Raw genomic sequence first — 13,481 nt, 5'->3', positions numbered from 1 at the left:
CTCTAGTTTTTGTTTGCTTGGTATTGGTCGTAGTATTTTTGTTTAATAGCGAGGTAATCTGAAAGTCCGTATTTTTCAAGCTCTTTCTTGTAATCATCCCACTCAGCATCAATATTGCCATTTACAATCCATTCAGCACGTTTACGGTAGATATAGTCATTCATATCTGCCTCGATATGGGCAATCTTGTCCAAATCTTCCTGTGTCATAAAGACTCTTGGATAGTTATTGTCATTGCTCATGTAAGGAACATAATATTCTTTGATAAGATCCAAACGCCATTTGGCATCGTCAGGCATAGTTGTCACTTTACCATAGTATGAATCTAGGATAGCTAGTGGTCCTCCTACTTCAGTCTTTTGACGAAGTTCTGCTGGTGCAGTTCCGTTTAGTGGTAAGTGTTTGAGGCTGTTAGTTGCTTGGTCAAATTCAAAGATGTTTTGTTGTTTGTCATCTCCGTAAGTTCCCCAGTTATTTTGCACAGATTGGAGTGGAGCGTATTGTGCATCAATCCATTTAGCTGTCAATTCTAGGTTTTTGTTTACACTAGTAATAACCATCTTGTCACGCGCAAATCCCATACCGTTTGTACGAGCTACGTGTTTTTGACCACTTGGCCCAGCAAGTACTGGTAAAACATCATAACTTTCATTACTTCCAGTAACATTACTCTTATCCCATGTAAAGTAAACACCAAATTTCTGATCATGACCTTTAGCAATGTAACTATTCCAATCATGTTCGAAAGCTTCTTTATCAATCAAGCCTTTTTCTTGCAATTGACGGATAAATTTGACACCTTCTTTATAGTTATCATTATCTGCTGTGAAGTCAACTTTGCCATCATTTCCAACTACTAAATGATCATCGTTATCCCCTATACCAAATGCAGCAAATAGGAATTTAAAATCTTCGTTTCCGTTACCACTAATAAATGTAAATGGAATTTCATCAGCCTCTCCATTTCCATTTGGATCCCCGTTTTTGAAAGCTTCTAGGACTTTAATCAAATCATCAGTAGTTTTTGGCATTTCAAGACCAAGTTTCTTAAGCCAATCTTTGTTAATCCAAGCCATATCGTTGACACTATGGATAGATTCTTTGCCTTCTCCAAGCTCCTCAATCCATGGGAATGAATAGATGTGTCCGTCAGGTGCTGTCATTAAGGCCTTGTATTCTGGTTTCTCATCCAAAATTTTCTTAAGATTTGGCATGTATTTATCAATCAAGTCTTCAACTGGAATGATTACACCTTTCTTAGCCCAGTTCATCAAGTCCACATCTGAAGCTCCGTCGTTGTGGATAGCATCTGGTAAATCACCACTAGAAATATCCAAGTTACGTTTTTCTGCAAAGTCGGATTGGTAGTTGGTCCAGTCAATATGAACGCCAGTTTCCTTCTCCAAACGTTGCAAAATTAACTTTTCATTTGGATCTTTGGGAGCTAACGGTGAACTGGCTGTCATAAACTTCAATGTTTTCTTTTCTTGAAGCGGGAATGTTACACCTTCCAACTTATAATCTGGACTTGAAGCTGTATTTTTTGAGCCACAGGCTGCAAGTACTGCTAAACTAGCTGTCAACAAAACTGCTGATTTTGAGAATGTTTTGAATTTCATGAGAAATCTCCTTTTATTTTTTCTTTTTTATCCTTTAAGTGAACCAGCCATAATTCCTTTATCAAAGTATTTTTGGAAGAATGGATACATAACAATCAATGGCAAGCTGGAAATGACAATAGTTGCGTATTTAATCAATTCAGCTAAACGTTTCATTTCATTCATAGCCGCTTGTGCTCCAATCATGTCTTGACCTGGTTGGCTCTGAATGAGAATTTTACGAAGTACAAGTTGCAATGGTTCCAAATTTGGATCCTTGATATAAATCATTGCATCAAAGTATGAGTTCCACTGGCCGACAAAAGCATAGAGGAAGAGAACAAACATAATTGGTTTTGCAAGAGGAAGCATGATTTTGAAGAAAATCTGTAAATCATTTGCACCATCAATGACGGCTGCTTCTACCAATTCTTCAGGCAATCCTTGGAAATAGGCCCTAGCAAGAATAATATTCCAAACATTGACAGCACCGGGAACGATGATAGCCCATGGAGTATTGAGCATTCCCAAATCTTTTACCAGCAAGTAAGTTGGGACTAAACCACCACCAAAGAACATGGTCACAATCAAGAAGTAGTTAATCCAACGGCGCCCTACCAAGTCTTTCTTAGAAAGAGGATAAGCTGTAAACACAGATAGCAAGACTGTTAAAGCCGCAAAGCCAAAAGAATAAAGCAGGGAATTGATAAAACCTCTTAGAATAGATTGGTCACTGAATACACGCTGGTAACCTTCTACCGTCCAATCGGCTGGATTAAAGCTAATCCCTCTACTAACCAGAACCTTAGGATCCATAAAGGATGCTACGACAATATAAAGTAAAGGAAGTAAGGTTATCAAAACGATAAAGACAATAATGATTTTATTTAAGAGTAAGATACGTCTATCAAATTTTGTATCCATAATCGAATTTTTCATACTTTCCTCCTTAAATTCCTTCACCATTATTCATGCGTTTAACGATTTGGTTAACTGCAACAAGCAATACTACGTTAATCACTGCATTAAACAAACCAACCGCTGTTGAGTAAGAATAATCTCCTGATACAAGACCAACTTTATAGACATATGTAGAGATAATTTCAGAAGTTGGCAAGTTTAACGATGTCTGCATCAAGAATGCTTTTTCATATCCGACATTCATAATTCCACCTGCAGCTAAAACAAATTGGATAACCATAATAGGCTTAAGAGCTGGAATATCAATGTGCCAGATTCGTTGGAAGATATTGGCTCCATCCAGTCGGGCTGCTTCTACTAAAGCTGGATCTACATTTACTAATGTTGCTGTGTAGAGCGTTGAAGCCCAGCCCATTCCTTGCCAGATACCACTAAAGATGTATAAAGGTCTAAAGAAGTCTGGATTTGTCAAGAAGTCAGCCTTTATTCCAAACATAGAGAGAAAATTGTTAATTGGTCCTCCCACTGAAAAGAAAAGAAAAATCATACCAACGATAACAACGACTGAAATAAAGTTTGGTGCATATAAAATGAGCTGAATTCGTTTTTTGACTTTTTCACTCAAGAGTTGATTGAGCATAATAGCAAGAATGATTGGTGGTAAAAAGCCAAGCAATAAACCATAGATACTTAATTTTAAGGTATTGGCTAACAAGATACCAAAGTTGGGAGAGGATATGAATTTTGTAAACTCAGAAAAACCAATCCAATCACTCCCTAAAATTCCTTTTAAGGGATTATAATCTTTAAATGCGATTAAAACCCCATACATAGGGATGTATTTAAAGATAAATGTTAAAACTAAACCAGGGACAGTCATCAATAACAAGAGTTTTTGTTTCTTGATTCTTTCCCAAAGAGAAACTTGCTTCGCTTTGCTATTCATAGCAACCTCCTTTTTGAAACGTTTCATTTTTACCTAGAAAAGATAGCGCTTGGCGCTGTCTATTTATTTTATTTTTGAAACGTTTCATTTTTTCTTTAAAAAATAAATCTTTTTTTATCTGAATTCATTCTATCATTGATAGCGCTTTCTGTCAAGACTTATTTTCATTTTTTGTTGTTTTTCCTTCAACAAATTTTACTGGTAGGATTGTCTGCAAATTAACAGTCTTTCCATCAAGAATATCAAACAAAATCCGAACCGCTTCTTTGGCCATTTCTTCCAGGGGTTGCTCAATTGTTGAAAGTAGATAATCTCTATCTCCAGCCATTTTAATTCCATCGTATCCAATAATTTGGACATCATGAGGAATATGTTTGCCATTTTTTTCTAGTATATCAATAACATCTAAAGCTGTAAAGTCGTTAATTGTAAAAATTCCATCTATAGAAGAATTTTCTTCCAAGAAACTCTCTAGCTTCCCATGATAGTCAGTAACTGTCTCATCCAAATCAAAAATACTAAGAGGTATTTTATGCTCTTGGACATACTTTTCAAAGGAAATTCTACGACGTTTGGTTTCATTAATGGTTGTATTATGTCCGCCCACAAAGGCTAAATGCTGACATCCTTTACTAATTAGTTGTTTAGCTGCTTCTCTTCCACCTGCATCATTATCTGATGAAACACAAGGAATGGCAATATCTGAGTATGTACGGTCAATACTGACAAAGGGAATTCCTGACGACAGGTAATGTTCAATTGGACTATAGGTAATAGCAACCACTCCATCAACTTTATTATGACGCAACATCTCCAGATAGTCTTGCTCTCTATTTGTACCATTTATAGAACATAAGAGTAATTTATTATTCCTCTTATAGACTTCATTTTCCACATGCATAGCAAATTCTGAAAAGAAGGGATGCCAGATACTTGGTACAATGATTGCAATCGTTTCTGTTCGATTTTTTTTCATTCCTCTAGCGTAGTAATCTGGAATGTAATTCAAGGTTTTAATTGCTTGTTCCACTTTTTTCAAAGTTATTTCTTTAATACCTTTTTCTTTATTAATCACACGTGAAACTGTTCCAACACTAACTCCTGCTTCTAAAGCAACATCTTTCATGGTAATTGATTTTCTTTGTTCTACCATATTATCACCTCCTTTCAATATATAGTATCATGCAAACGCTTTTTTAGCAACTATTTCTCAATCATTTTTGTCCAGACCCTTTTTCCATCATGAATAAAATCACTCCAATTAGCTTTTGAAAATACTTCAATTTTCATATATAGGAATCTACCTACCACAGGAACAGACTTTGTTTCTTCCTATCTCCCCTTTTTCATAATGTATTTTCGTACAGGTGCTTCAATAGTTTCTATAGTAAAATGAACCAAAAATAGTACACGTTGCGGTATAATGTTCTTATGGCATATTCATTAGATTTTCGTAAAAAGTTCTCTCCTATTTGTGAGCGAACAGGTATAGTCAATTGATTGTCAGTTTGAAGACCAAGAGTCGTAAGGCAAAATATGTGGCAGAATCCATCCAAGGGTGGCTAGCACAATTTCTAGTGAACCTCTTTAAATCTATTACATTTGACTGTGGAAAAGAGTTTTCAAAATGGAAAGATATTTCCAATCAGCACGATAGTGAGAGCTTTTTTGCGAATCTAGGATGTCCAAGACAGCGGTGTCTCAACGAACATTCAAATAGACTTTTAAGGTGTCATGACTTGCCAAAGCAGACAGACTTCAACGAAGTCAGTCAAGAATTTTAGGCTGGGCAAAAACTCAATTTCAGGAGAAAATGAAATAAATATTCCCACAATAAAACGCATAGTATCAAAGTTTTCAACACCTGATATTATACGTTTTTTAATTTTAAAGACTTTTTTCCCAGCCTCAAGAAATCACATCCCACCTAAATCCCTTGGATACCAAACACCTCATCAGGTATTTTCTGAGTTGGTAAGACTGTCTAGCTTAATTTGACAAATGGAGGGCGTTAAATCCAGTTTTTACAGGAAGTCTATTTAAATATTTTCACACTGACCTTACAAAATATGAAATAAATTATATAAAGTCATTCCCATGACAAAGAATAACATCCCTTTAAAACAGTATCTTACCCAATTTTCAGGTAAGACTTTTGATACAACCGTCCCCAATACCCCTCCGCATATAGAAGCAAGAAAAATAACTGGAACAGGTGCTAAATGATACTGATTTAAACCTGTAACCACAACAATTGTAGCCAAATGAGACAGCTGGGAAAAGAAAATAATTGCAAGAGAATACATCGTTGCTTCTTTTATCGAAATAGAAAAAAATACCATCAATAAAGATACATTGAGCGGACCACCACCAATCCCTAAAAAACTAGAAATCAAGCCCAATAGAATACCACAAATCATATAGAATCCTATCTTATCAGATTGATAAGTTTTTTTAAAATCTGTTAAAACAAATGATACAAGTAACATCACAAATAGTAAAATCATTTGAACAATGAATACTAGCCGTACTGATAATTGAGATAACAGAACTTGAAAAATAAGATGACCTAGAAATCCTCCTAAAACAGAAGAAAAGGATACCGTAAAAATCAATCTCCATTTTATCTCTTTACTTTGTGAAAATCTTTTGATTGTTGAAATAATCGCCATTATAAAAACAGAGAAACTAGAATAAAAAGCAATATCACTGATCGAATGGTATCCAAAACTATCCATAAGTGGCTTAATTATAATTCCACCACCCATGCCTGATATAGAACCCAATCCACTAGCTATTATAATGATTAGAAAATAAATAATCTCAACCACTTTTTAAGTCCATCCTATTCTTTCAAACATCTAAAACCTAGATGGCTACTAGTGGAAGTAGAAATACATCCATTTCTAGCAGCTACTCGGTATCGATTACAATAAGAACAATGACATAAAAAGGAACCTCCTCTGATAGCATACTCCTCCTCTTGTATCCCATATTTTGGCAACTCATAGTCATCTTCATTAAAACTAGCTAATAAGGTATATCTCGGATTGCGACACCATTCCCAAACATTCCCAATCATTTGATATAGACCAAAATCATTAGGTAAAAATTCATAGACAGGAGCCGTTCCTATAAATCCATCTAAGGCAGTATTTTCATAAGGAAATCTTCCTTGCCAAGTATTGGCATGATAATATCCACCTTCTAAAAGAGTATCTCCCCAAGGATATTCAGATTGTCTTCCTCCTCTAGCAGCATATTCCCACTGTGCTTCAGTCGGTAAAGACATTCCGCTCCAATTACAGAAAGCCAATGCATCTTCTAAAGCAACATGAACTACTGGATGGTCTTCTAAACCCACTAGATTACTGTTCTCACCGTAGGGATGTTTCCAGCAAGCGTTCGGAACTTGTAACCACCACGGAGCCCCAGCAGGATGAGGATATCCCTCCCTTTCTGCCTCTGGAACGAACAATATAAAAACAAAAGACCACTCTTGTCGCTCAGCTAGTGTTTTATAGCCTGTTTCTTTCACAAATTGAGCAAATTCTTGATTCGTAACTGGAGTATCTGCAATGGAGAAATCCTTTACACTAACAGCAACTTGAGGACCTTCAAAATCATCTAAAAAGCCCTCCTCAGAATTTGTTCCCATCATAAATTTCCCACCCTTGATTTGTTTCATTTTCATGATTGAATATCCCTCGTTTTCGTTAGAGTTGGTGTTATTTTAGATAGTTCAACAGGAACTAACTCTTCATCCACAACAAAACCTTCTTCTCTATATCTAAGAAAGTCTACTAATTTTTTCTTCATCTGACGAACAATAGGTTGGTATTTTGCACTTGGATACAAATCATTCATTTCATGCGGATCTTTTTTCATATCAAATAACTGATAATGATTTAAAACAGGAAACCAGATAAATTTCCACTGGTCTGTCAAGATATATTGACTAGAATCTTTTCCTAAAGCATGTTCACCATGAAATTCTGTTCGCCACCCCTCGTACTGTCCAAATAATAAATTCTTAACACTCCGTCCATCTAGTTCATCTGTAGTAGTTCCTCCTGCCAAATCCACGAGTGAAGGAAAAATATCTTGAATTTTCACTAATTGCTTGATTGTTCCCCTATTACCAGCTATCAATCCAGCCGGATCGTAAATAAACGAAGGAATGTGGATACTTCCTTGATAAGGATATCCCTTTCTAAACAGATAATGTTCACCAAGCTGATCCCCATGATCCGAAACAAACCAGATAATCGTATCTTTATCATGACGAAATTCTTTTAGGGCAGTCAAAAAGCGACTAATTTGGTGGTCTATATGAGTAATCAATCCAAAATAAGCAGCAACCATTCTTCTTTGATCATCTTCCTTTAATTTCCCTCTTAAAGCATAAATAGACGGAATTTGCTTTTCTAATACTTCCCAATTCCCGATATGCAAATCGAGAAATTGAGGCAAGCGTTCCATATACATATCAAAATAGTATTTTGGGGGATTTAATGGAGCATGTGGTTTTTCAAAAGACATTTTGAGAAAAAAAGGAACCGTTGGATCTCTTCTTTGTAAAAATGAAATGGACTCACTCACAACCCAGTTTGTTGGATGTAGCTTCTCATCTTTATCCCAAGGTCTAGCTTCCCAAGAATTACAATCCATTCCGTCATCAATCAAATCAACATCATAACCAACTTTACCCTTTAAAAAGGCTAGATAGTCACTAGCATAATCAAATTGACTTCCATAAGCCTTGTCATACTTTCTATCAACATGTAGATACCCATCGTGAAGTAAGACATGATCAAACCCAAGTCTCTTTCTGGAAGGAAAAACATGCATCTTACCAATACACTCTGTTTGATACCCCATATCTTTAAAGACCTTTGGCAGGGTATTAGTAAAATTCCAAGGCACCTCATCTTGATAACCAACACGTCCACTTTTATCTTGATCTAAACCAGTCAATAAAGCCGCCCTAGCAGGAACGCAAGAAGGAACTGGAGAATAGGCATTTTCAAAATTATAACCCACACTAGCCATCATATCTAATGTTGGAGTGCTAACTAGCTTATCCTTACTATTCAAGGATAAGGCATCTGCTCTCATTTGATCTACAACAATCAAAACAATATTTGGCTGTTTTGTCTGAACCATAAAATCTCCTTTCTAATATGGCAAAAGAGGCACAAGAAGATATCTACCTTTACTGCACCCCTTTCTATATCAATCTCTCTATATAAAGCAATAACATTCTTGTTATGTTCTATAGAAAAATGAACTAAAATATGACTAAATCTATTAGGAAATTCAAATCATTTTCTAGCACTGTTTTAGAAGTTACAGTGTACTATTCTAACTTCAACAGACTATAAACCTTTGTCTAATAACAATTTTAGTGGAGATAAGAAATCCTACACCTAACTCATCTTACACGTAATCTATTTCTATTTTATCACAAAAAACGCAAGTAAGACCATTAACTCAATTCAGTTTTATCTGCCATTTTCACAAATGGGAAATAAGTCAAGACACTAATAATCAAACAAACAACTGATAAGATGATGGAACGCCAATCAAATGCTGTAGAGAAGAAACCATATAAAATTGGTGGCATTACCCAAGTAACATTTTGCGTAACAGGTGAAACAAGACCCCAGCTTGTTGCCCAGTAAGCTACCGTTGCCATGAAAACTGGGCTAAGTACAAATGGTATAAATAGCAAAGGATTCAAGACAACTGGTAAACCATAATTGACCGGCTCACCAATATTAAACAGAACTGGTGCTAGACCAAGTTTGGCAACTTTTCGATAATGACTGTTTCTTGAAAAAATTAAAATAGCAAGTACTAATCCTAATCCTCCAAACCAGACAAACGCCCCAAAAGATCCACTTGTCCATATATAAGGAATCGGTTCACCTTTTTGGAAAGCATCCAAGTTCGCTAACATAGCAACTCCAAATAGCCCTTCCATGATGGGAGCCAATACATTTCCTCCATGGAGACCAAAAAACCAGAATAACTTATTCAAAAAGATCATCAGAATAACTGCAAAGAAACTTTGAGACAAACCTAGTAATGGCGTTTGTAACACCTTGTAAACCCAATCAATCAATAAGTCATTGCTAAGTAAATGGAAAACATAAGTCAAGATGGCTACTATATACATCGCCATAAATCCTGGAATGATAGAAGTGAACGGCTTAGCAATCGCAGGGGGAACTGAATCTGGTAACTTGATTACCCAGTTCTTTTTCATTACTTTACAGAAAATAATAGAGGCTAAAAATCCAATCATCATGGCTGTAAAGTAGCCTCTAGCATTGATATGGTTTCCTGGAATCACATTCCCAATAGTTACCATCAGATTTTTACCATCAAATGCTAGATTATCAATTCCTTGTAGGATTTGATCTAATTTCACATCTCCTACATTTGCCAAAGGGAAACTCTTTGTAACTGTACTTCCAATCGAAATGACAAACGAGGCAAGTGATACCAAACCAGCAGAAACTGTATCAACCTTGTAAATCTTAGCGATATTCACTCCCAAGCAATAGATGAACAACAATGAAACAATTGGTATACTTCCCTTGAATACCAAATTATTGATGTCAACAAGCCACTGAAAGGTTTTCGTAATACTTTCTAAGTGAAATTGTTGTGGTAAATCCACTAGAAAAGCATTTAATAACAAAGCAATGGAACCTGTCATAATAACAGGCATAGTCCCCACAAATGAATCACGTAAAGCAACTAAAAACTTCTGATTCCCAACTTTCATTGCAATTGGAGAAAGTTTTTCTTGCATTTTATCCAACATTGTATTCATACCAAACTCCTAATTTTTTTCAAATCGTTTGTACACTTCTACCACTTCTTTTGCTAAGTCAACAAAGGTCAGACTCGTCATTAAATGATCTTGCGCGTGTACCATCAAGAGGCTAATTGAAGTTTCTTCCCCCTGTGCCTCTCTTGTCAACATTTCTGTTTGAGCTTTATGCGCCTGTAATAAGGCAGCATTCGCATCAGCTAATCTTTGATTGGCTTTTGAGAAATCAGCTTTTTTTGCTGCCTGAATAGCCTCCATAGCATTACTTTTGGCTTCCCCACCATACATAATTAGCCCCATTACAGATTCTAAATTACTTTCATTCATAGCATTCTCCTCAATCTTAGTCTAATAAACTTTCAGCTAAATCTAAGACTTTAGAACCATTCATCATTCCGTAATCTGTCATCGGAATAACCGCCACAGGAATCTGTCTATCTTTTAGTTTTTCTTGAAAGTCCCCTAGTAAATAGCGAACTTGAGGGCCTAAAAGCAACACATTTACTTCCTTTGTTGCTACAATTTCTTCTGCTTCAGGAGCTGGAACTGCAAAAATTTCTGCATCCAACCCCTTATCTTCTGCTGCCTTTTGCATCTTTGTCACTAGCAGACTTGTACTCATACCTGCTGCACATGCTAACATAATTGTTACTTTAGCCATAGCTTACTCCTTTATCACCTATTTACTGACCTAGCCAAGCGAGATACTGTATGTCTCACTCCTCTAATTGCCTTGCTCAATGCATAAATATTCTCGACTGTTGCCAGTCCCCCATATCCTGCGTCACCTATATGTTGAATATCAACTCCACAAATTTTATTTCTCAGCGCTATTTCCCTAATTGTCTCCGTATCAGATGTTTCTTGGCTAGTCCCAATAGCACTCAGTACTAGCCCACCTTTACTGTGAACTAAATCTACCACTGCGCGTAATTCTTCATCGTTAAAAGAAGGAACTGTCCCAACAGCTGGAACCAAAATCACATCTGCACCTGCTTCAAGCAACTGCTCCGCAACGGAAATATCCGCGACAGGTTCCTTTACACCAGCGCCGTGCATTTTACCAGCTATAATCAAACCTGAGAAATTCTCTTTAGCAGATTGAACTGCTTTGATAATCTCTTGATTGCTAACTCCTGTACCTGGATTTCCAGTCAGACAAACAAAATCAAACCCAAGTTCTTCAATCCTCTTAAAGGTATCTCTGTTTGCAACACGACCTGCAACAATTTCCTGTGTTTCCTCTAGCATCTTTGCAGATGGGTCAATCGGTTCCAAATTTACACCAATTGGGCAAGCAACGAGCTGGTGTAAGCGATGAATAACATCATCACCTGAACTATCCAAAGCATAAATTTTAGGCTCAAAAACATCAACACAATTCAATAAAATCATGTCAGCTCCAAAAGCTCTAGCAATTTCAGAATTAGTGATATCTCCAACAAATGTCTCACGAGTGGCTACATTTTCAGATAGAACAACTCTACCTTCACTTGCTAAAATACTTTGTTTTAATTCTTCAGCATTCATCTCTAATATCTCAGATGGATTTGCACTAATTAAACGTTTCATTCTCAATCCTCCAACTGATTGAAATATTTTCGTAACAACTAGGCTCTATATCATTGTTAGCAAGAACCCCTATCATCACATACTACTCTATTTTCTATCTTGTGAATTACTTTCCATTATTTTCCGTTGCACTTCCTCTTAAATATATTTTATTATCAAAAGTTATCAATTAGCTTTATTTTTTGACGTCAAGTTGTTATTTGATTATCTTTTGTTATTTATATTTTACAACTATAAGAAAGCCTTGTCAAGGATTTGTGTAAACATTTGATTATTTTTTATTATCAATATATAATAAAAAGAGACTTGTAGGTAATGAAAAGCTTAAAAAGCTTAAAAAGATTAACATCTACATTTTTCCATAACAAAAAATCATAAGATTTTAAAAATCTGACAACTAGAAAGACAACTAATATGACCTTATCTAAGAAACAATTACAACTAAGAGCTAAAATACTGGAGACAATTTATACATTAGGCCCCATTTCACGAATTGAAATTGCTACAAAAACAGGAATAACACCTGCAACAACCAGCAGTATCACAAATGAGTTGATTAAAGAAAACATTCTCTTAGAACTTGGTGAAGACGAACACGATACAAGTGTAGGAAGAAAAAAAATCCTGCTAGATATTCAAGCTAAACGATTTTACTACATTGGTTGTGAACTATCTGAAAAACACTTTACTTTTTCTTTAGGAGATAATCTAGGAAACATCTTAAAAGAAGAGAAAGAAATTGTTACTAAACAGTTAATCCAAGAAAAGGGGAATCAACTCATTAGCCAGACACTAAAGCAATTCTTAAATAACTGCTCTGATTATGCAATAGAAGCAATTGGAATTGCGCTACCTGGTCGCTATTTAGATGATTATAAAATAACAACAAACAATCCTTTATGGCAACATATCGACTTAGAAATGATTCAATCTCACTTTGATAAGCCTTTGTTTTTCTCTAACAATGTTAACTGTATGGCTATAGGTAAACGCCTATTTAGCCGCCAACAGAATGACCCTAATTTTGCTTATTTTCATTTTGCTAGAGGTATGCACTGTTCTTATATCTACGACGGGAACATTTATGGGAAAGGAAATCTAATGATTGGAGAAATAGGGCATACAGTTGTTTCATCTGAGGGAGAAGAATGTAGTTGCGGGCGCAAGGGATGCTTACAAACTTTTGCTGGAGAATCTTGGTTAATCAAAAAATCAAAAATTCTATATCATCAATCTACCTATTCTTTACTTCCTAGCTTAGTCAAAAATGCCGATGATATTGATATCCAAGTTATTTTAACCGCTTATCAATTAGGTGACACTGGAATAATCACACTTATCCATCAAGCCTTACTCTATCTTAGTCAAACCATTTTAAATATCAGTATGATGATTGACTCTCAAAAAATCTACCTACATAGTCCTTTACTAACAAATCAGCACATCATCCAAAAACTATATAGTGAAATGAACTACAAACCCAAATTGCTCTATAATCGCCTACCTGAAGTTATTATTGAACCTTATAATGATTTTACAGCTGCACACTCAGCTATTGCACTTTGTTTGTATCATACAATTCTACATTCCTAATTTTCTA

The 13,481-nt window shown here is 35.7% G+C and carries 13 protein-coding genes; 2 read left to right on the top strand and 11 right to left on the bottom strand.

The features are described 5' to 3' along the window. Nucleotides 1–2: 2 nt before the first annotated feature. The 4 genes from OVN23_RS05015 to OVN23_RS05000 form a co-directional block, all read right to left on the bottom strand. Nucleotides 3–1,619 (bottom strand): ABC transporter substrate-binding protein, encoded by a 1,617-nt coding sequence (locus tag OVN23_RS05015; protein ID WP_023935662.1) that lies wholly within the window; start codon nucleotides 1,617–1,619, stop codon nucleotides 3–5. A gap of 27 nt (nucleotides 1,620–1,646) precedes the next feature. Beyond that, nucleotides 1,647–2,537: a carbohydrate ABC transporter permease gene (locus OVN23_RS05010; RefSeq protein WP_000797956.1), complete on the bottom strand. Its 891-nt coding sequence runs from the start codon at nucleotides 2,535–2,537 to the stop codon at nucleotides 1,647–1,649. Between the two features lie 10 nt (nucleotides 2,538–2,547). After that, nucleotides 2,548–3,465 carry an ABC transporter permease gene (locus OVN23_RS05005; protein WP_045605839.1) on the bottom strand — a complete coding sequence of 306 codons (918 nt, stop codon included), beginning with the start codon at nucleotides 3,463–3,465 and terminating at the stop codon, nucleotides 2,548–2,550. A 151-nt stretch (nucleotides 3,466–3,616) separates the two neighbouring features. Further along, entirely contained in the window at nucleotides 3,617–4,618 is a 1,002-nt protein-coding gene (locus OVN23_RS05000; RefSeq protein ID WP_172928775.1) for a LacI family DNA-binding transcriptional regulator, read from the bottom strand. A gap of 385 nt (nucleotides 4,619–5,003) precedes the next feature. Between OVN23_RS05000 and OVN23_RS04995 the strand changes: the two genes are divergently transcribed. After that, on the top strand, nucleotides 5,004–5,249 hold the full coding sequence (locus OVN23_RS04995) for an IS30 family transposase (protein WP_261024936.1): 246 nt from the start codon (nucleotides 5,004–5,006) through the stop codon (nucleotides 5,247–5,249). 276 nt (nucleotides 5,250–5,525) lie between these two features. Here the strand turns inward: OVN23_RS04995 and OVN23_RS04990 are convergent, their stop codons facing one another. The 7 genes from OVN23_RS04990 to OVN23_RS04960 form a co-directional block, all read right to left on the bottom strand. Then, nucleotides 5,526–6,296: a sulfite exporter TauE/SafE family protein gene (locus OVN23_RS04990; protein ID WP_267240721.1), complete on the bottom strand. Its 771-nt coding sequence runs from the start codon at nucleotides 6,294–6,296 to the stop codon at nucleotides 5,526–5,528. A gap of 14 nt (nucleotides 6,297–6,310) precedes the next feature. Then, entirely contained in the window at nucleotides 6,311–7,159 is an 849-nt protein-coding gene (locus OVN23_RS04985) for a formylglycine-generating enzyme family protein (protein ID WP_267240720.1), read from the bottom strand. Continuing rightward, nucleotides 7,156–8,631, bottom strand: coding sequence for an arylsulfatase (locus OVN23_RS04980; protein WP_267240719.1), 1,476 nt, complete (start codon nucleotides 8,629–8,631; stop codon nucleotides 7,156–7,158). Before OVN23_RS04980 ends, OVN23_RS04985 begins: the two co-directional genes overlap by 4 nt. Nucleotides 8,632–8,953: 322 nt before the next feature. Further along, nucleotides 8,954–10,309, bottom strand: coding sequence for a PTS sugar transporter subunit IIC (locus tag OVN23_RS04975; protein ID WP_267240718.1), 1,356 nt, complete (start codon nucleotides 10,307–10,309; stop codon nucleotides 8,954–8,956). A 9-nt stretch (nucleotides 10,310–10,318) separates the two neighbouring features. Beyond that, nucleotides 10,319–10,636, bottom strand: coding sequence for a PTS lactose/cellobiose transporter subunit IIA (locus tag OVN23_RS04970; RefSeq protein WP_173233210.1), 318 nt, complete (start codon nucleotides 10,634–10,636; stop codon nucleotides 10,319–10,321). 16 nt (nucleotides 10,637–10,652) lie between these two features. Further along, a complete protein-coding gene (locus OVN23_RS04965) occupies nucleotides 10,653–10,970 on the bottom strand; it encodes a PTS sugar transporter subunit IIB (protein ID WP_001151646.1) in 318 nt (105 codons plus the stop codon). A gap of 14 nt (nucleotides 10,971–10,984) precedes the next feature. After that, complete coding sequence (locus OVN23_RS04960) at nucleotides 10,985–11,881, bottom strand: haloacid dehalogenase-like hydrolase (protein ID WP_173233213.1); 897 nt, start codon at nucleotides 11,879–11,881, stop codon at nucleotides 10,985–10,987. A 414-nt stretch (nucleotides 11,882–12,295) separates the two neighbouring features. Between OVN23_RS04960 and OVN23_RS04955 the strand changes: the two genes are divergently transcribed. Then, the gene (locus OVN23_RS04955) at nucleotides 12,296–13,474 is read left to right on the top strand and encodes an ROK family transcriptional regulator (RefSeq protein ID WP_173233215.1); all 1,179 of its coding nucleotides are present in this window, start codon (nucleotides 12,296–12,298) and stop codon (nucleotides 13,472–13,474) included. Nucleotides 13,475–13,481: the final 7 nt, after the last annotated feature.

The organism is Streptococcus sp. Marseille-Q6488, assembly GCF_946902925.1.
Taxonomy (GTDB): Bacteria; Bacillota; Bacilli; order Lactobacillales; family Streptococcaceae; genus Streptococcus.
Note: the sequence above shows the minus strand (reverse complement) of the source record. Positions and strands in the feature narration are given on the sequence as shown.